Origin of the sequence: Burkholderia contaminans (assembly GCF_029633825.1) — a bacterium.
GTDB lineage: Bacteria > Pseudomonadota > Gammaproteobacteria > Burkholderiales > Burkholderiaceae > Burkholderia > Burkholderia contaminans.
Window position 1 is genome coordinate 595077 of sequence record NZ_CP090640.1, and the last position, 17890, is coordinate 612966.

A 17890-nucleotide genomic window follows, 5' to 3' on the forward strand; every position below is an offset into this window, starting at 1 on the left:
GACCGATTTATGCCGACTCACCCGCTGGTTTTCCATTCGTCGCCGGACCGGACGATCGCCTGGCGCGACGGCTCGCCCGTCACCGTGCGCGCGTTTGTCGCCGATGTCGCGCGCGTGGCCGCTGCGCTGCCCGCCGGCGGCCACGTGTTCAACGTGTGCCGCGACCGCTACCGCTTCGCGGTCAGCCTGTGCGCCGCGCTCGTTGCCGGCAAGATCAGCCTGCTGCCGTCGACGCACACGCCGGAAATGGTTCGCCAGCTCGCATCGTTCGCGCCCGACGCGTTCTGCCTGCACGACGCGCCCGACTGCACGATCGACCTGCCGCGCTTCGCGTACCCCGATGCCGCCCCCGGCGAGCTCGCGAGCGATGCGCCGTTCGTCGTGCCGCAAATCGATGCGGCGCGCATCATGGCCTACGTGTTCACGTCCGGTTCGACCGGTGCGCCGGTGCCGCACCGCAAGACCTGGGGCTTCCTGGTCGGCTGCGTGCGCGCGGCGGCCGACCGCCTCGGGCTGCTCGACGGCCGCGCGGCCACGCTGATCGGCACGGTGCCCGCGCAGCACATGTACGGTTTCGAGTCGACGGTGCTGCTCGCGCTGATGGGCGGCCTCGCGTTCAGCAACCGCCAGCCGTTCTACCCGGTCGACATTCGCGACGAACTCGACGCGATCCCGCAACCGCGCGTGCTCGTCACGTCGCCGATCCACCTGCGAGCGCTGCTGGCCGCCGGCCACGCGCTGCCGCCTGCCGCGCTCGTCCTGTCGGCCACCGCGCCGCTGTCGGAAAAGCTCGCGTGCGAAGCCGAAGCCGCGCTCGACGCGCCGCTCGTCGAGATCTACGGCAGCACCGAAACCGGCCAGATCGCCACCCGCCGCACGTCGCAAGGCGCGGCCTGGGCGTTGTTCCCGGGTATCCGGCTCGACGCGCGCGATGAACCGGAAAGCGACGACGGCCAGCCGACGATCTGGGTGTCCGGCGGGCACGTCGAGGCGCCCGTGCCGATGGGCGATGCGCTCGAACTGCTCGGCGACGGCCGGTTCCTGCTGCACGGCCGCAAGGCCGACCTCGTCAACATCGCCGGCAAGCGCACGTCGCTCGCGTACCTGAACCATCAGCTCAATGCGATTCCGCAAGTGATCGACGGCGTGTTCTTCATGCCCGACGCCGCCGCGCCCGCCCACGCCGACGCGGGCCTCGAACCGGTCACGCGCCTCGTCGCGCTGGTCGTCGCGCCGACGCTCGCGGCAGCCGACCTGCAGCGCGCGCTGCGCGAGCGGATCGATCCCGCATTCATGCCGCGCCCGCTCGTCTTCGTCGACGCGCTGCCGCGCAACGAAACGGGCAAACTGCCGCGCGACGTGCTCGCCGCACTCGTTGCACGACACGCGCGCACCGCAGCCGCGCCGACGCCCGTGTGCGACCCGGCCGGCACACCGGCGGTCGCGCCCGGGTTCACGATCCCGGCCGATCACCCGGCGCTGCCCGGCCACTTCCCGGGCCATCCGGTCGTCCCGGGCGTCGTGCTGCTCGATCACGCGATCCATGCGATCGGCACGGCGTTGGGCCGTCCGCTGCAGACGTGGCGGCTCGGGTCCGCGAAATTCCTGAGCCCGGTCGCGCCCGGCGAGCCGCTCGATCTCGCGTACGACGCCGCGGCGAGCGGTGCGATCCGCTTCACGCTGCGCGCCGGGGCGCGCGAAGTCGCGAGCGGCGTACTATCCGCGCCGCCGGCCACGCCGTCTTCCGCGCAGGGTGGTGCGCAGTCATGAAGCGCACCGCATGGGCCGAACGCCAGGAACGCAGCAATGCGGGCTTGCTGCGCGCGATGACGTGGCTGTCGCTGCGCTTCGGCCGGCAGCGCGCGCGCGTCGTGCTGCACCTGATCGCGACGTATTTCGTGCTGTTCTCGCCGATCGCGTGCGCGGCATCGCGCGATTACCTGCGCCGCGTGCTCGGCCGCCCCGCGCGCTGGCGCGACGTGTACCGGCACGTGTTCACGTTCGCGGCAACGATCCACGACCGCATCTACCTGATGAACGGACGCTTCGACCTGTTCGACATCCGGCTGCACGGCGAAACGCTCGTCGACGAGGCCCTCGCGGGCGGACGCGGCGCATTCCTGATGGGCGCGCACCTCGGCAGCTTCGAGGTCGTGCGCGCGATCGGCCGCACGCATCCGGGCCTGCGCGTCGTCGTGACGATGTACGAGAAGAACGCGCGCAAGATCAACGCGACGCTCGCCGCGGTGAATCCCGCCGCGCAGCCGGAAGTGATTCCGCTCGGGCAGGTCGACTCGATGCTGAAGGTGCGCGAGCGCCTCGACGCGAACTGCATGGTCGGCATGCTCGCCGACCGCACGCTGCTCGACGACGCGGCCGCGTCGCTGCGCCGACTGCCGCTGCTCGGCGCGCCGGCAGCGTTCCCGCTCGGGCCGCTCTACATGGCCGCGATGTTGAAGCGGCCGGTGCTCTTCATGACGGGCCTCTATCGCGACGGCAACCGCTACGATGTGCACTTCGAGACGCTCGCCGATTTCTCCGACGTGCGGCGCGAGGCACGTGCGGCGGCCGTCGACGCGGCGCTCGCGCGCTACGTCGCGCTGCTCGACCGGTACTGCCGCGCGGCGCCGTACAACTGGTTCAACTATTTCGACTTCTGGCAAGGCGGCGATGCCGCGACCGTCGCCGCGCGCAGCAGCGCGGCGCGCGCCGCTGCCGGCCTGTCCGCCACGAGGATTCCGACGCATGACCGCCGTTCGCCGCTGCTCGCCCACGCTCCCGTCCGCGCTGCGTCGCGCCGTCCGCACGCTGGCCGTCGCCCTCGCCGCAACCGCCGCCCTGACCGCGCTGGCTGCCGCGCCCGCCCAGGCGGCCGACACGGCACCGGCGTGGAACCTCGACCGGTTGATGTCGACGCTCGCGCAGCACAAGTCGGGGCGCGCGACGTTCACCGAAACGAAATACCTGTCGATCGCGACGCAGCCGGTCGAATCGTCAGGTGAACTCGTGTTCGTCGCGCCCGACCATCTCGAGAAGCACACGCTGAGCCCGAAACCCGAACACCTCGTCGTCGACGGCGACATGCTCACCGTCGAGCGCAACAACCGCAAATTCACGCTCGCGCTCGCACGCTATCCGGAACTCGGCGCGTTCATCGACAGCATCCGCGCGACGCTCGCCGGCAACCGCTTCGCACTCGAACAGGTGTACAAGGTCGCGCTCGCCGGGCGCGGCGACGACTGGACGCTGACGCTCACGCCGCTCGATTCGCGGATGCTGAAGGTCGTCAGCACGATCACGCTCGACGGCACGCGCGACATGTTGCGCAGCGTCGCGATCCGGCAGGCCGACGGCGACCGCTCGGTGATGCGGCTGCAACCCGTTCCGGCGAACCCGAACTGATGGACGAACGCGCTCGCCCCCCGTCGTCACCGGTCGCGCGCCGCCTGCACGCGCTGCGGCAGCGCGCGGTGCTCGTGTGGCTGCTCGCGCTGCTCGCGTGCGGCGTCGCGATCTGGCGCGCGCACTTCACGGCCGACCTGTCCGCATTCCTGCCGAGCGCGCCGAGCGCCGGGCAGCGCGTGCTCGTCGACCAGTTGCGCGACGGCGTCGTGTCACGGCTGATTCTCGTCGTGATCGACGGCGGCGATGCCACGACGCGCGCCGCGCTGTCGCGACGCGTCGCCGGCGCGCTGCGCACCGATCCGCAATTCGCGGCCGTTCACAACGGCGAAGCCGCGAACGACGCGCGCGACCAGCAGTTCGTCTTCGATCACCGCTACCTGCTGAGCCCGGCCGTCACGCCGCAGCGCTTCAGCGCCGCCGGCTTGCATCAGGCGCTCGGCGACAGCCTCGACCTGCTGAGTTCGTCGGCCGGCCTCGTGGCCAAGGCGATGCTGCCGCGCGACCCGACCGGTGAAGTCGCCACGCTCGTCGACCAGCTCGACCGCGCGGCGGAGCCGGCGAACCGCGACGGCGTGTGGGCGTCGCGCGACGGCACGCGCGCGGTGCTCGTCGTGCAGACGGCCGCCGCCGGTTCCGATACCGACGCCCAGGCCCGCGCGATCGACGCCCTGCGCCGAGCATTCGCCGCCGCGCAGCAGGCCGTGCCGAACGCCGCCGCGACCACGCTCGCGATGACGGGCCCCGGCGTGTTCTCGGTCGACACGCGCGACACGATCCGGCACGACGTCGAACGGCTGTCGACGGCGAGCGTCGTGCTGATCGTCGCATTGCTGCTGACGCTGTACCGTTCGCCGCGCACGCTCGCGCTCGGCTTGCTGCCGGTGCTGACGGGCGTCGCGGCCGCGATTGCAGCGGTCAGCGTCGCCTTCGGCACGGTCCATGGGCTGACGCTCGGCTTCGGCACGACGCTGATCGGCGAAGCCGTCGACTATTCGATCTACCTGTTCGTGCAATCGGCGCAGGCCGGCACGCGCGGCGCGGCGCGCCCGGCCGACGCGATGCGCGCATGGGTCGCCGCGTACTGGCCGACGATCCGGCTCGGCGTGCTGACATCCGTGTGCGGGTTCGCGTCGATGCTGTTCTCCGGATTCCCCGGCCTCGTGCAGCTCGGGCTGTATTCGATCGTCGGGCTCACGGCCGCCGCGCTCGTCACGCGCTTCGTGCTGCCGCATCTGCGCGGCGAGCATGTCGCGATCCGCGACGTGTCGCGCGTCGGCGCCGTGCTCGCGCGCGCGGCCGACGCCGCGCCGCGGCTGCGCTGGCCGCTCGTCGTGCTGGTGATCGCCGCGATCGCGACGCTCGTGCTGCATCGCGACGGCCTGTGGAGCCGCGAGCTCGCCGCGCTCAGCCCCGTGCCGGCGCAAGCGCAGGCGCTCGATGCGCGGCTGCGCGCCGATGTCGGCGCGCCCGATGTGCGCTACCTCGTCGTGATTTCTGCATCGACCGAACAGGCCGCACTCGAAGGCGCCGAAAAAGTGGCCGCACAATTGCAGCCGCTCGTCGACCGCGGTGCGCTCGCCGGCTTCGAAAGCCCCGCGCGCTACCTGCCGAGCGATGCCGCGCAGCGCGCGCGCCAGGCAAGCCTGCCGGATACCGGCGTGCTTGCCGCGCGGATGCACGACGCCGTCGCGAACCAGCCGATCGCGGTCAAACCCGAACTATTCACCCCGTTCATCGCCGACGTCGCGGCTGCGCGCCACGCACCGCTGCTGACGCGCGCGGACTTGCGCGGCACGTCGATGGCGCTCGCCGTCGATGCGCTGCTGACCGAACGCGACGGCCGCTGGAGCGCGATGCTGCCGCTGCGTGCGCCGGACGCCGCGCACACCGCGCAACCGGCATCGAGCCTCGATGCCGCGCCGATTCGCACGGCTGTCGCGCGCGCGGGCGTGCCCGATGCGCTGTTCGTCGACATGAAGGCCGAAGCCGATCGCCTGTACGTGAGCTATGTGCACGAGGACATCCGGCTGTCGCTCGCGGGCTTCGCCGCGATCGCCGTGCTGCTGCTGATCGCGCTGCGCTCGCCGCGCCGCGTCGTGCGCGCGCTCGCGCCGCTCGTTGCGGCCGTGCTGGTCGTGACGGCCGGCTTCGCACTCGCCGGCGTGCAGCTGACGATTCTGCATCTCGTCGGGATGCTCCTGATCGTCGCCGTCGGCTCCAACTACGCGCTGTTCTTCTGCAAGCGCGACGACGCACAGCCCGTCACGCCGTACACGCTCGTGTCGCTGCTGATCGCGAATCTCGCGACGGTCGCGGGCTTCGGGCTGCTGGCGCTGTCGCGCGTGCCGCTGCTCGAAACCTTCGGGCTGACCGTCGGGCCGGGTGCGATGCTCGCGCTCGCGTTCTCCGCAATTCTCGCGCCGCGCCCGGCTGACGCCGGGGCCATCAACCGCCATCGAGGAAGCCGCGCATGAACGCGCCATCGTCCGTTCCGTCGCGACAGCCCGGCGACACACGCCGCTGGAAGCCGACGCCGCTGATCGCGGGCACGGCCGCGCTGCATGCGGGCGCGGCGGCGGCGGCCGTCGCGCAGCCGGCCGCGTGGCCGTGGGCGGTCGGTGGCGTGGTCGCGTCGCATCTCGCGCTGACCGCCGCCGGCCTGTGGCCGCGCAGCGCGCTGCTCGGCCCGAACTGGACGCGCCTGCCGGCCCACGCTGGCCGCCGCATCGCGCTGACGATCGACGACGGTCCGGACCCGGACGTCACGCCGCGCGTGCTCGACCTGCTCGACCGTTACGACGCGCGCGCGACGTTCTTCTGCATCGGCGATCTCGCGCGCCGTCATCCGCGCTGGATCGAGGCGATCGTCGCGCGCGGTCACGCGATCGAGAACCACAGCCAGCGGCACCGGCACACGTTCTCGCTGTCGGGGCCTGCCGCACTGCGGCGCGAAATCGCGGCCGCGCAGCAGACGCTGACCGAGATCGCCGGCACGCGCCCGCTGTTCTTCCGTGCGCCGGCCGGCCTGCGCAATCCGTTTCTCGAGCCGGTGCTGTGCGAACTCGGCCTGCAGCTGGCGAGCTGGACGCGGCGCGGCTTCGACACACGCGCACGCGATGCGGCGACCGTCACGCGCCGCCTGCTGCACGGCCTCGCCGCACGCGACATCCTGCTCGTGCACGACGGCCACGCGGCGCGCGACGCGCGCGGCGAACCGGTCGTGCTCGACGTGCTGCAAGCGGTGCTGCGCGCGGCCGCCGATGCGCAATTGCACTGGACCACGCTGCGCGCGGCGCTCGCGCCGGAGCTGCCCGGCGGGCCGGGCGAGCCGGCCGGTTCGGCCCCCCCGTTTGATAAAATCTGACCTCGAACGGCGCGCCTGCCAGCCCTGCTGCCGCGCCCGTTCCGGCCACCGGATGCGACCCTCGTGAAACCTCTCCTGCTCTCGCACTTCACCGCCACCAGCTGCATCGGCCGCGGCCTCGATGCGACCCTCGACGCACTGCGCGACGCGCGCGGCGGGCTGCAGCCCTGCGACTTCGAACGTGCGGATCTCGACACGTGGATCGGTGCGGTGGACGGCGTCGATGCGCAGCCCGTGCGGGCCGACCTCGCCGACTTCGCGTGCCGCAACAATCGCCTCGCACAGCTCGGCCTCACGCAGGACGGTTTCGACGCACGCGTCGCGGCAGCCGTCGCGCGCTATGGAGCGGCACGCGTGGGCGTGTTCATCGGCACGAGCACGGCCGGCATCCTCGAAACCGAGCACGCATACCAGCGCCGCGATCCGGCGAGCGGCGCGCTGCCCGCCGACTTCCGCTATGCGCATACGCACAACCCGTATTCGCCGGCCGCGTTCGTGCGCGCGTTTTTCGCGCTGCGCGGCCCGGCGATGGCGATCTCGTCCGCCTGTTCGTCCGGCGCGAAAGTGTTCGGCTCCGCGCACCGCATGATCGAGGCAGGCTTGATCGATGCGGCCGTCGTCGGCGGCGTCGATTCGCTGTGCCTGACGACGCTGTACGGCTTCAATTCGCTCGAACTGCTGTCGCGGCAGCCGTGCCGTCCGTTCGACGTCGCGCGCGACGGCATATCGATCGGCGAGGCTGCCGCGTTCGCGCTCGTCGAACGCGTGCCGGCGTCGCCCGCCGCACTCGACGCCGATGCGGTCCTGCTGCTCGGCATCGGCGAATCGAGCGACGCGCATCACATGTCGTCGCCGCATCCGGACGGGCTCGGCGCGCGCGTCGCGATCGAGCAGGCGCTCGCATCCGCCGGCCTGGGCGCAACCGACATCGACTACGTGAACCTGCACGGCACCGCGACGCCGAGCAACGACGCAGCCGAAAGCCGCGCGATCGGCGCGCTGTTCGCCAGCACGCCGTGCAGTTCGACGAAGGGCGCGACCGGCCATACGCTCGGCGCGGCGGGTGCGCTCGAGGCGGTCGTCGGCGCGCTCGCGCTGCGCGAGCAGTTCGTGCCGGCCGGCGTCAACACGACGCACCCCGACCCTGCCCTCGCCGCCGACTACGTGCTCGCGAGCCGCGATACGCGCGTGCGCGCCGTCCTCTCCAATTCGTTCGGCTTCGGCGGCACGAATTGCAGCCTGATCCTCGGCCGCGCCGACCACGCCCGCCGTTGAGGCCCGCCATGACACTCACCGCCTTCATCGAAAGCATCGGCCTCGTCGGGCCCGGATTGACCGACTGGCCGCACGCGGCCGACGTGCTCTCGGGCCGCGTACCGTACGCGCCCGCCCGCACCGAGCTGCCGCCACCGGCCGGCCTGCCGTCGGCCGAGCGACGCCGCACCGGCCCCGTCGTGCGCGTGGCACTCGCGGCCGGCCACGAAGCGGTGGCCGCGAGCGGACGCGACGCCGCGATGCTCGCGACCGTGTTCAGCGCGTCCGGCGGCGACGGCCAGAATTGCCACGCGATCTGCGAGACGCTGGCCGGCGACGATCGCCAGCTGTCGCCGACGCGCTTCCACAACTCCGTGCACAACGCGCCGGCCGGCTACTGGAGCATCGCGACGCGCGCGATGGCAACGTCGAACGTGCTGTGCGCGCACGACGGCAGCTTTGCCGCCGGCCTGCTGGAAAGCCTGTGCCAGGTCGTGGTCGATCGCGTGCCGACCCTGCTGATCGCGTACGACACCGACTATCCGGAACCGCTGCGCGCGGTGCGCCCGATCGGCGACGCATTCGGCGCGGCACTCGTGCTCGCGCCCGAAGCAAGCGAACGCGCGCTCGCCCGCATCGACGTGCAGCTCGACGACGCCCCCGCCACGACGCTCGCGCATGCCGAACTCGACGCACTGCGCGCCGGCAATCCGGCCGCGCGCGTGCTGCCGCTGCTCGACGCCATCGCCGCGCGGCGTTCGACGCGCGTCGTGCTCGACTACCTGGCCGACACGCGCGTGCAGGTCGACGTCGCGATGCCGGATACATTCGCGGAGCGCGCGTGATGACCGCGACGATCCCGCTCGCGCCGCCGCTCGACCACGCGTGGATCGCCGCGCACATTCCGCACGACGGCGCGATGTGCGTGCTCGATACGGTCGATGCGTGGGATGCCGATCGCATCCGCTGCACCGCGACGAGCCACCGCGATCCGCACAACCCGCTGCGCTCGCACGGTCGGCTCGCCTCCGTCTGCGGAATCGAATACGCGGCGCAGGCGATGGCCGTGCACGGCGCGCTGCTCCATGCGCACGAAGCGCGCCCGCGTGTCGGCTATCTGGCGAGCGTGCGCAACGTCGACGCATTCGTCGACCGGCTCGACACGTTCGCGCAGCCGATCGTCGTCGAAGCGGAACGCGTGAGCGGCGACGCCCGTTCGGTGCTGTACGGCTTCTCGCTGCGCTGCGGCGATCGTGTGCTGCTATCCGGCCGCGCCGCGGTCATGCTGGACGCGTCGGCAGCCGGCGCGCTTCACCGGGGCCCGGCACCCACCGGCGATGCGAATCCTCGCTGAAGCCGCTTTACTCAACGGAAGGAATCCAGGTCGTGAAAGTTCGTCAGTTCATTGGCACCGCGCTCGTTCTGGCGCTGATCAGCCCGATCGCGCACGCGGACATGTCGGAAGTGAAGCAGGACATCAAGCGAGATTCGAAGGAAGCCGCGCACAAGACCGGCGAGGCGGCCCGCAGCTTCGGCCACGCGACCGCGAGCGCCGCGAAGGCGGTCGGACACGGCGTTGCACACGTGTCGCGCGAAGGCTGGGACGCCACCAAGCGCACGACGAAGCGGATCTTCCACAAGAACGACTCGGGCGAGTCGGGTGGAAAGAGCGAAAAGAGCGATTGACCACGGGCATCGCGCGCATCGCCGGCAGCGTGCGCGCGACGCGTGACCGCTCGTCAAGCGTGCCGCGTCACTGCCGCAATGCCGCCGTCAACGCGCGCCGCGCAGGCGGCGTGCCGGCTGGCCCGCACGCGCGCGAAGCACTTGCCGTACGCGACGAGCCAGCAATCGCGATGGTCGAAGTTCCGCAGCAGCCGCGCGCGGCGCCGCTCGAGCCAGCAGAGCGAGACTGCCATCGTCAGCGCGACGGCCAGCGCCGTGCCGCCGATTGCGAGTCCCATCCAGGTATCGCCCATGCCTTCTCCGGAATGCGAAGCCGAAGCGGCGCCTGCCGCCGCCCCGGCACTGGATAGTGCAGAACATGGCCCGGCAGGTGCGCGCACGCCGCCGGCGCGCCGGGCCGCCACGCGTCAATGCATGTGCTGGCCACCGTTGATCGCGATATTGGAGCCCGTCACGAAGCCGGCCTCCTCCGAGCACAGGTAAGCCACCAGCGCCGCGACTTCCTCGGGCTTGCCGAGCCGGCCCGCCGGAATCTGCGGGAGGATCTTCGAGTCGAGGATGTCCTGCGGGATCGCCGTGACCATCTTCGTCGCGAGGTAGCCCGGCGACACCGTGTTCACCGTCACGCCCTTGCGCGCGATCTCGAGCGCGAGCGATTTCGTGAAGCCGTGCATGCCTGCCTTCGCGGCCGCGTAGTTGGTCTGACCGACCGAACCCTTCGAGCCGTTCACCGACGAGATGTTGACGATGCGGCCCCAGCCGCGCTCGACCATGCCTTCGCAGACCGGCTTCGTCATGTTGAACACGGAATCGAGGTTGGTGCGGATCACCGCGTCCCAGTTGACCTTGTCGAGCTTGCGCAGCGTCATGTCGCGCGTGATGCCCGCGTTGTTCACGAGAATGTCGACCGGGCCGACGTCCCGCACGATCTTCTCGATGCATTGCTGGCACGAATCGTGATCGGCCACGTCCACCGGGTACGCGTGGAACGCGCGGCCGGCCGCGTGCATCTCGGTCAGCCAGCGGTCCGCACCGGTGTTGTTCGGCGAATACGTGACGACTACCCGGTGGCCCGCGTCGTTCAACCTGATGCTGACCGCTTCGCCGAGGCCGCCCATTCCACCAGTCACTACTGCAATTCGCTTAGTCATCCTATTAATTACCGACAAAAAAGTAATCGATCAAGGCGGGAGCGGCGGCGTCGCTCAGGTTGCCGCCCCACCGCTTCGATGCGCAGCCGCCCGCGTCTCGGGCGCGGCACGCACCGGCACCTCGCGCTTGTTGTTGACTGCTTGTCGTGCGCGAAAACCGCTTCGCCCGCGAGCGTACGCCGGCGGGCGCCGCTCGCGGAACGAGCCGTCAGACCCGGCTCACGCGCGCTCGACCGCGAGCGCGACACCCATCCCGCCGCCGATGCACAGCGACGCCAGCCCGCGCTTCGCGTCTCGCTTGGCCATCTCGTGCAGCAGCGTCACCAGGATCCGGCAGCCCGACGCGCCGATCGGGTGCCCGATCGCGATCGCCCCGCCGTTCACGTTCACCTTCGACGTGTCCCAGCCCATCTGCTTGTGCACCGCCAGCGCCTGCGCCGCGAACGCCTCGTTGATTTCCATCAGGTCCAGGTCGCCCGGCGTCCAGCCCGCCCGCTCCAGCGCACGGCGCGAGGCCGGCACCGGGCCCACGCCCATCACGCTCGGATCCACGCCCGCGTTCGCGTACGCCTTGATCCGCGCCAGCGGCGTCAGGCCCAATGCCGCCGCCTTCTGCGCCGACATCACCAGCACCGCCGCCGCACCGTCGTTCAGCCCCGACGCGTTCGCCGCCGTCACCGAGCCGTCCTTGGAGAACGCCGGCTTCAGCCCGGCCAGCGATTCCGCCGTCACGCCGTGACGCACGAATTCATCGGTGGCGAACTGCAGCGGCTCGCCCTTGCGTTGCGGAATCGCCACCGGCACGATTTCGTCGTCGAAGCGGCCGGCCTTCTGCGCGGCTTCCGCCTTGTTCTGCGACAGCGCCGCGAATGCGTCCTGCTCTTCGCGCGTGATCCCGTATTCCTTCGCGACGTTCTCCGCCGTGATGCCCATGTGGTACTGGTTGTACACGTCCCACAGGCCGTCGACGATCATCGTGTCGACCAGCTTCGCGTCGCCCATCCGGAACCCGTCGCGCGAGCCCGGCAGCACGTGCGGCGACGCGCTCATGTTCTCCTGCCCGCCCGCGATCACGATCTCGGCATCGCCCGCGACGATCGCGTTCGCCGCCAGCATCACGGCCTTCAGGCCCGAGCCGCACACCTTGTTGATCGTCATCCCCGGCACGGCATTCGGCAGCCCGGCCTTGATCAGCGCCTGCCGTGCCGGGTTCTGCCCGGAACCGGCCGTCAGCACCTGGCCCATGATCACTTCGCTGACCTGCTCGGGCTTCACGCCCGCACGCTCCAGCACCGCGCGAATCACCGTCGCGCCCAGCTCGGGCGCCGCAATCTTCGCAAGCGAACCGCCGAATTTGCCGACCGCGGTCCGCGCGGCCGATACGATCACTACGTCCGTCATGTCCAGTTCCTGCATCGAAATCAGTTGGTCGATCTGACGCCGGCGCGTGCCGACCTCGGCTGGCGATCGCGCATCCCGGGCCATTCGGCTCGATAGCGGTCGCACGCCGCCATACGGCGCGCGCCGTCCGTTCGAACGGGCGGCACACCGGTATGGCTCGCCGGTTCACCGACGTCTTGCGGCAAACCGGTGGTTCGCCGGACGGCCACGCGGCACACGCGGCGTCCGGCGCCATCCGGCGCCGATCAATCGTGTCGCGACCAAGCGCGACACGTGCTTGCGTGGCTACGCGATCACGCAGCCGATTCGCGTGCGGCCGCGGTGTCCTTGCGTGCGGCGGCAGCCGTTTGCTTCGCGCCACGCGTGGCCGTTTCGCTGACCGCATCGAAACCGCTCTGCGCGGCTTCGATCGCCTGGCCCGTCGCAGCACGAACCGAGTCGGCCGCGGCAGTCGCCGCCGACAGCGCCGAGTTCAGCGCGGCCACCACTGGTGCCGAGCCGGCCGGCGCATGCTTCGACAGCTCGCCGAGCACTTCCTTCAGGCGCTTGTCGTTCTGTTCGTATTGCGCTTGCGCGACCTTCGCCCATTCGGACTGCGTCGACACGGCGATGTCGAACAGATGGCGGCCGTACGACACGGCCTTGCCGGCCGCTTCCTGCGGTGCGGCGACCTGCTGCGCGAAACCCGCGGCCGGGTTGCTGCTGTTGAATGCGTTCTTCAGCTTGTCCTCGTATTCCTCGAGCGCCGTCCGGGCCGCTTGCAGGTTGAGTTCGACGACAGCCTCGAAACCTTGGATCGCCGGACGGGCGATCGCAAACCACGCGGCGATACCGGATTGATATTCGGCGTTGAGTTTTTCGGGGGCAAATACGGACATCGGGCACGCTCCTGTTAGCAATGCGAGAGACGACGTAAAGAAAATTGGAAGCCGGATCGACAGCGGGCTTCCTTATTGGCAACCCGTCACTTATTTGAGTGCGGGAAGTTGAAGGAACCCATTCTAGATCGATTAATTGTCAATTAAATGGCATTAATACTAGGTGTAAACCCTTATTTTGATTCGAAGTGACCGCTGGAACCCGTGATGCGCCGACATCGCAGACGAGGCCGCGCGTCACTCTGTCCCGCAATGCATTTTACCTTTTTACAGGATAGCGGATCATGACGTCGCGCAACATTTACCAATTCATTATTCCGTTTATTAGAAAACCGGGGCACATTGAAAATGGAGCGGTCGCTTATGTAATCGTTTTTTCTGGATTTATTATGAAATCGTTTTCGGGATTATTAATCTCAAAATCAATGATCGGATGAATTGCTGGTCGTGATGAAAAACGGCCGCGTGAAGCGGCCGTGTCTCCATCAGGCTGGCGCGAGATCAGCCGGCCAGTTCGCGATGCAGCGCGAGAAACTCCTGCGCAAGCTTGTGCCCGGGTTCCAGATGGATCACCGGCTTGGACTGCTGATGCGACTCGCGGATCTTCACCGACGCCGACAACCTCGACGCGAGCACCGGCAGCCCTTCCTCGACGAGTTCGTCGACCAGCCGCTGCGGCAGGCTCGCCCGCGGCTGGAACTGGTTGATGACGATCCCTTCCACCTCGAGCGCCGCGTTGTGGTCCTGCTGGATTTCCTTCACGTTCTCGAGCAGCGTGTACAACGCACGGCGCGAAAAATCATCGCAGTCGAACGGGATCAGGCAGCGCTCGACCGCGATCAGCGCCGAGCGCGTATAGAAATTCAGCGCGGGCGGCGTGTCGATGTACACGGCGTCGTAGGTATCGAGCTCGTTCAGCGCGTCGCGCAGCTTGTAGATCTTGTAGCGCGACTCGAGCTTGCCGTGCAGCGTGTCGAGCTCCGGATGCGCGGGCATCACGTCGAGCCCTTCGAACGGGGTCGGATGAATGAACGAGGCGACGTCGACCGGACGGAAGTTGAAGGTCAGCGCGGTTTCGAAGAAATCGGCGACACCGGGCTGCGCGTCGGCTGCGGCGTCGCCGAGCAGATAGCGCGTGGAGTTCGCCTGCGCATCGAGATCGATGACGAGCGTACGCAGCCCTTCGCTCGCGCTGATCGCCGCCAGGTTGCAGACGATCGTCGATTTGCCCACGCCGCCCTTCTGGTTGAATACGACCCGCCGCATGGTGTCTCCTCGATCCAAACGTCGAAAAGGCAAGCTTAGCCGGTCAATAATGGCGGCCGCGTGACGCAGGTCGAATTGTGCGCATCCCGGCACGGGGTGTATCAGCGGCGCGTCACTGGCCCTGATACGTAGAGGTTGCCCGGCACGCTCCAGCGCCACGGCAGATGCGTGCCGACACGAATGCCGATGCGCGGCCCGCCTGCCGGATCGGCGGGCGGCGCGACGCCGTCGTCGACGATCGCGAACCCTTCGTGCGCACCGCTCAGGTCGACACCATCCTGCGCGCCGGTGATCCCCATTGCCTGGGTCAGCCGCGCCGGCCCCCGGCACAGGTCGCGATCGCGCGTCTGCGGCGGCCGTGCCGCACGCATCTGCTCGAGCCCGTGCAGCGGCTCGAGCGCGCGAATCAGCACGCCCGTTCCCGCGCCATCCGGGCCGCACACGCAGTTGCAGCACCAGTGCATGCCATAGGTGAAATAGACATACAGGTGCCCGGGCGGCCCGAACATCGTCGCATTGCGCGGCGTCTTGCCGCGATAGGTATGCGCGGCCGGGTCGATCGCACCGGCATAGGCCTCCACTTCGACGATCCGCCCGGCGCGGCCGTCCGTGGCGGCAAGGATCTTGTTCAGCAGTTGCGGCGCGACGTCGGTGGCGAGCCGGTTGAAGAATGCGCGGGGCAGCACGGTGCCCGGCCACCGAGGCGCCGTTTCACTGCGCCGCATCCTGCCGCTCCGGTTGAAGACCGGAAACGGCCTTCGCCTGCAGACGAAGCTGACGGTATGCGTCGACCAGCTCGTCGAGACTGAACGCGAGGTTCCGCCCGCTCGGATTGGGCAGCACCCAGACGCTTGCCCCCTGCATGCGGGCCGGTTGCAGCCCCCACTCGATTTCTCGCTGACGGGAAAGCGCCGAGTACGCCGCCTTGCCGAGAAAGGCGACGAAGCGCGGCGCGTAGCACGCCAGCTTTTGGTCGAACTCCTCGGCCGCGGCAGTGAATTCCGCGCGCGAAAGCTGATCGGCGCTCGCGGTCGGCCGCTTCACCACCGCGGTCAGGCCGCAGCCATATTGAAGAATCGCGCGATCGTCCTGCGGCGGGATTTCCACCGGCGTGAAGCCCGCGAGATGGATCACGCGCCAGAAACGGTTGCTTCTCCCTGCGAAGTGATGCCCGGTCGCGGCCGCGGTCAGGCCTGGATTGATCCCGCAAAACAGCACGTCGAGATGCGGAGCGATGAGGTCGGGAAGTTCGTCAGCCACGGTTTGCCTCGCGCGCAAGGAACATCGACGCACACGAAACAAGGCCCGAAGGCCCGGGCCAAGCAACTGGCTTGACTCGGACGTTCGGGCCCATCGTGATGCGGGATGCGGGCTTGCCGATCAGAACGGAATATCGTCGTCCATCTCGTCGAAGCCGCCGCCTGCCGGTGCGCTCGGACGGCTTTGCGCGCCGCCGCCTGCACCGCCACGCGCCGCGCCGCCGGCACGACCACCGCCGCCACCGCCACGCTCCATCTGCTCGCCACGACCGCCGCCACCACCACCACCGTAGCCGCCGCCGTAACCGCCTTCGTCACCGCCGCCACCGCCGCCGCCCGCACCACCGCGGCCGCCGAGCATCTGCATCTGGTCCGCGACGATTTCGGTCGAGTAACGATCCTGGCCGTCCTGACCCTGCCACTTGCGCGTGCGGATGCGGCCTTCGATATAGACCGACGAACCCTTCTTCAGGTACTCGCTGACGATTTCCGCCAGGCGACCGAAGAACGCGACGCGATGCCACTCGGTCATTTCCTTGAAATCGCCGCTAGCCTTGTCCTTGTAACGGTCGGTCGTCGCGAGACGGATGTTCGCAACCGCGTCGCCGCTCGGCAGGTAACGGACTTCAGGATCGGCGCCGAGATTGCCGACGAGGATGACCTTGTTGACGGATGCCATGTGTTTCTCCAGTAAATTCGATGCCGGGCCGCCCGCTCATGCTGTCGGTGCGGCCCGCCGGGCAAGCCGGCGAAAGTCGCCGGCGCCTGCCCGAAGTAAGTTCAGGCCTTGCGCGGCGGCGCTTTCATGCTGGCCGCGATTATAAGCCACGCGGCAACGAGCCCCGAGCACGTATAGAACACCGTATTGGCGCCCCCGTGCTTCAGCAGCCAGCCGCCCACGATGCCGCCGAGCGCGAGCCCGATCGACTGCGTGGTGTTGTAAACACCCGTGGCCGCACCCTTGCGCGAACCGGGCGCAAGCTTCGACACGAGCGACGGCTGCGACGCTTCCAGGATGTTGAAGCCGAGGAAGTAGACGAAAAGAACCGCAGCCACAATCAGGATGGTATGCGGCGCGCTGCCCAGCAGCAATTGGCCGATCAGGATAGCCAGGATGCCGCCGAGCAGCACCGGCTTCATCTTGCCCCGTTTTTCCGCGGCGATGATCGCCGGGACCATCATCACGAACGCGAGCCCCATCACCGGCAGGTAGACCTTCCAGTGCGAGGCGACCGGCAGGCCGCCGTCGACGAGCAGGCGCGGCACGACGAGGAACAGCGCCGTCTGCGTGGCGTGCAGCACCAGCACGCCGAAGTTCAGGCGCAGGAGCTCGGCGTTGTGCAGCACCTCGCCGAACGGCGCGGGCACGTGCACCGGCTTGGCCGCATCGGGCACGATCCACAGCACGACGCCGATCGCGAGGATCGACAGCACGCCGACGATCGCGAACAGCCCGCTCATCCCGACCCAGTGGAACACGATCGGCGCACCGACGATCGCGACCGCGAACGACACGCCGATCGAGCCGCCGACCATCGCCATCGCCTTCGTGCGGTTCTGCTCGGAGGTCAGGTCGGCGATGAACGCGAGCACCGCGGACGACACCGCGCCCATCCCCTGGATCACGCGGCCGACGATGATCCACGTGATGTCGTGCGCCGACGCGGCCACGAAGCTGCCGATCGCGAAGATCACGAGGCCCGTGGCGATCACCGGCTTGCGTCCGAACTTGTCGGACGCCCAGCCGTAGAAGATGTAGAACAGCGACTGCGTGACGCCGTAGGCCCCGAGCGCGATGCCGACGAGCAGCACGTTGTCGCCGCCCGGGATGGTTTTCGCGTAGACCGAGAACACCGGCATGATCATGAACAGGCCGAGCATGCGCAGCGCGAAGATCGCCGCGAGCGACGTGGTCGCGCGCAATTCGGGCGCGGTCATGCGGGAAGACGTGGCAGACGGATTGGACATCGGGAATGAATTTCGAATGATCGGAATGTCCGCCCGACACCGGGCGGCGGAAGATCAGGACCAGTGGCCCGGGAGGCTTGGCCGGCAACACGTCGGGGCAGGATTCAGGCAGCCCGCAGGCCGCCCGGAACCGCGCGGCGCGGCCGCTGCGGCCACTTTTCCCGGCGCAGGCGCCATCTTGCTGCCACCTGCTGCTAAGGCTGGGGACCCCAAACGACGGCCTCGAAAAGCCGTTATAGTAGCAGGTTTGGTTCCCTC

General features: G+C 69.2%; 17 protein-coding genes and 1 pseudogene. 9 read left to right on the forward strand and 9 right to left on the reverse strand.

The window, feature by feature from the left end; translation table 11 throughout:
* Window positions 1–9 precede the first annotated feature (9 nt).
* The 9 genes and pseudogenes from LXE91_RS02795 (at window position 10) to LXE91_RS02835 (ending at window position 9709) form a co-directional block, all read left to right on the forward strand.
* On the forward strand, window positions 10–1770 hold the full coding sequence (locus LXE91_RS02795) for an acyl-CoA synthetase family protein (RefSeq protein WP_039360180.1): 1761 nt from the start codon (window positions 10–12) through the stop codon (window positions 1768–1770).
* A pseudogene (locus tag LXE91_RS02800) lies at window positions 1767–2735 on the forward strand (LpxL/LpxP family acyltransferase); the annotation flags it as partial. The gene LXE91_RS02795 and the pseudogene LXE91_RS02800, both read left to right, overlap by 4 nt.
* A gap of 10 nt (window positions 2736–2745) precedes the next feature.
* Window positions 2746–3402: an outer membrane lipoprotein carrier protein LolA gene (locus LXE91_RS02805; RefSeq protein WP_278068110.1), complete on the forward strand. Its 657-nt coding sequence runs from the start codon at window positions 2746–2748 to the stop codon at window positions 3400–3402.
* A complete protein-coding gene (locus tag LXE91_RS02810) occupies window positions 3402–5879 on the forward strand; it encodes an MMPL family transporter (RefSeq protein ID WP_039360188.1) in 2478 nt (825 codons plus the stop codon). Before LXE91_RS02805 ends, LXE91_RS02810 begins: the two co-directional genes overlap by 1 nt.
* Window positions 5876–6769: a polysaccharide deacetylase family protein gene (locus LXE91_RS02815; RefSeq protein ID WP_039360191.1), complete on the forward strand. Its 894-nt coding sequence runs from the start codon at window positions 5876–5878 to the stop codon at window positions 6767–6769. The genes LXE91_RS02810 and LXE91_RS02815 overlap by 4 nt, the downstream gene beginning before the upstream one ends.
* Before the next feature lie 63 nt (window positions 6770–6832).
* The gene (locus tag LXE91_RS02820; protein ID WP_039360194.1) at window positions 6833–8044 is read left to right on the forward strand and encodes a beta-ketoacyl-[acyl-carrier-protein] synthase family protein; all 1212 of its coding nucleotides are present in this window, start codon (window positions 6833–6835) and stop codon (window positions 8042–8044) included.
* An 8-nt stretch (window positions 8045–8052) separates the two neighbouring features.
* Window positions 8053–8868 (forward strand): beta-ketoacyl synthase chain length factor, encoded by an 816-nt coding sequence (locus LXE91_RS02825; RefSeq protein WP_039360197.1) that lies wholly within the window; start codon window positions 8053–8055, stop codon window positions 8866–8868.
* The gene (locus tag LXE91_RS02830) at window positions 8868–9377 is read left to right on the forward strand and encodes a hotdog family protein (protein ID WP_039360200.1); all 510 of its coding nucleotides are present in this window, start codon (window positions 8868–8870) and stop codon (window positions 9375–9377) included. The genes LXE91_RS02825 and LXE91_RS02830 overlap by 1 nt, the downstream gene beginning before the upstream one ends.
* Before the next feature lie 32 nt (window positions 9378–9409).
* Window positions 9410–9709 carry a hypothetical protein gene (locus LXE91_RS02835; protein ID WP_039360203.1) on the forward strand — a complete coding sequence of 100 codons (300 nt, stop codon included), beginning with the start codon at window positions 9410–9412 and terminating at the stop codon, window positions 9707–9709.
* A 53-nt stretch (window positions 9710–9762) separates the two neighbouring features.
* Here LXE91_RS02835 and LXE91_RS02840 read toward each other — a convergent pair whose 3' ends face one another.
* From LXE91_RS02840 to LXE91_RS02880, 9 genes are all read right to left on the reverse strand, one after another.
* On the reverse strand, window positions 9763–10002 hold the full coding sequence (locus LXE91_RS02840; protein WP_278068111.1) for a hypothetical protein: 240 nt from the start codon (window positions 10000–10002) through the stop codon (window positions 9763–9765).
* 114 nt (window positions 10003–10116) lie between these two features.
* The gene (gene phbB / locus LXE91_RS02845) at window positions 10117–10860 is read right to left on the reverse strand and encodes an acetoacetyl-CoA reductase (RefSeq protein ID WP_039360206.1); all 744 of its coding nucleotides are present in this window, start codon (window positions 10858–10860) and stop codon (window positions 10117–10119) included.
* 219 nt (window positions 10861–11079) lie between these two features.
* A complete protein-coding gene (locus LXE91_RS02850; RefSeq protein ID WP_046543590.1) occupies window positions 11080–12261 on the reverse strand; it encodes an acetyl-CoA C-acetyltransferase in 1182 nt (393 codons plus the stop codon).
* A gap of 293 nt (window positions 12262–12554) precedes the next feature.
* Complete coding sequence (gene phaP / locus LXE91_RS02855; RefSeq protein WP_039345969.1) at window positions 12555–13139, reverse strand: TIGR01841 family phasin; 585 nt, start codon at window positions 13137–13139, stop codon at window positions 12555–12557.
* 501 nt (window positions 13140–13640) lie between these two features.
* Window positions 13641–14405 (reverse strand): ParA family protein, encoded by a 765-nt coding sequence (locus LXE91_RS02860; protein ID WP_039345972.1) that lies wholly within the window; start codon window positions 14403–14405, stop codon window positions 13641–13643.
* A 101-nt stretch (window positions 14406–14506) separates the two neighbouring features.
* Window positions 14507–15130, reverse strand: coding sequence for a DNA-3-methyladenine glycosylase (locus LXE91_RS02865; RefSeq protein WP_039345976.1), 624 nt, complete (start codon window positions 15128–15130; stop codon window positions 14507–14509).
* Window positions 15117–15665, reverse strand: coding sequence for a G/U mismatch-specific DNA glycosylase (gene mug, locus LXE91_RS02870; protein WP_039345979.1), 549 nt, complete (start codon window positions 15663–15665; stop codon window positions 15117–15119). Before mug ends, LXE91_RS02865 begins: the two co-directional genes overlap by 14 nt.
* A 120-nt stretch (window positions 15666–15785) precedes the next feature.
* The gene (locus tag LXE91_RS02875; protein ID WP_021162583.1) at window positions 15786–16343 is read right to left on the reverse strand and encodes a single-stranded DNA-binding protein; all 558 of its coding nucleotides are present in this window, start codon (window positions 16341–16343) and stop codon (window positions 15786–15788) included.
* 101 nt (window positions 16344–16444) lie between these two features.
* Window positions 16445–17632 carry an MFS transporter gene (locus LXE91_RS02880; RefSeq protein ID WP_039345983.1) on the reverse strand — a complete coding sequence of 396 codons (1188 nt, stop codon included), beginning with the start codon at window positions 17630–17632 and terminating at the stop codon, window positions 16445–16447.
* Window positions 17633–17890: the final 258 nt, after the last annotated feature.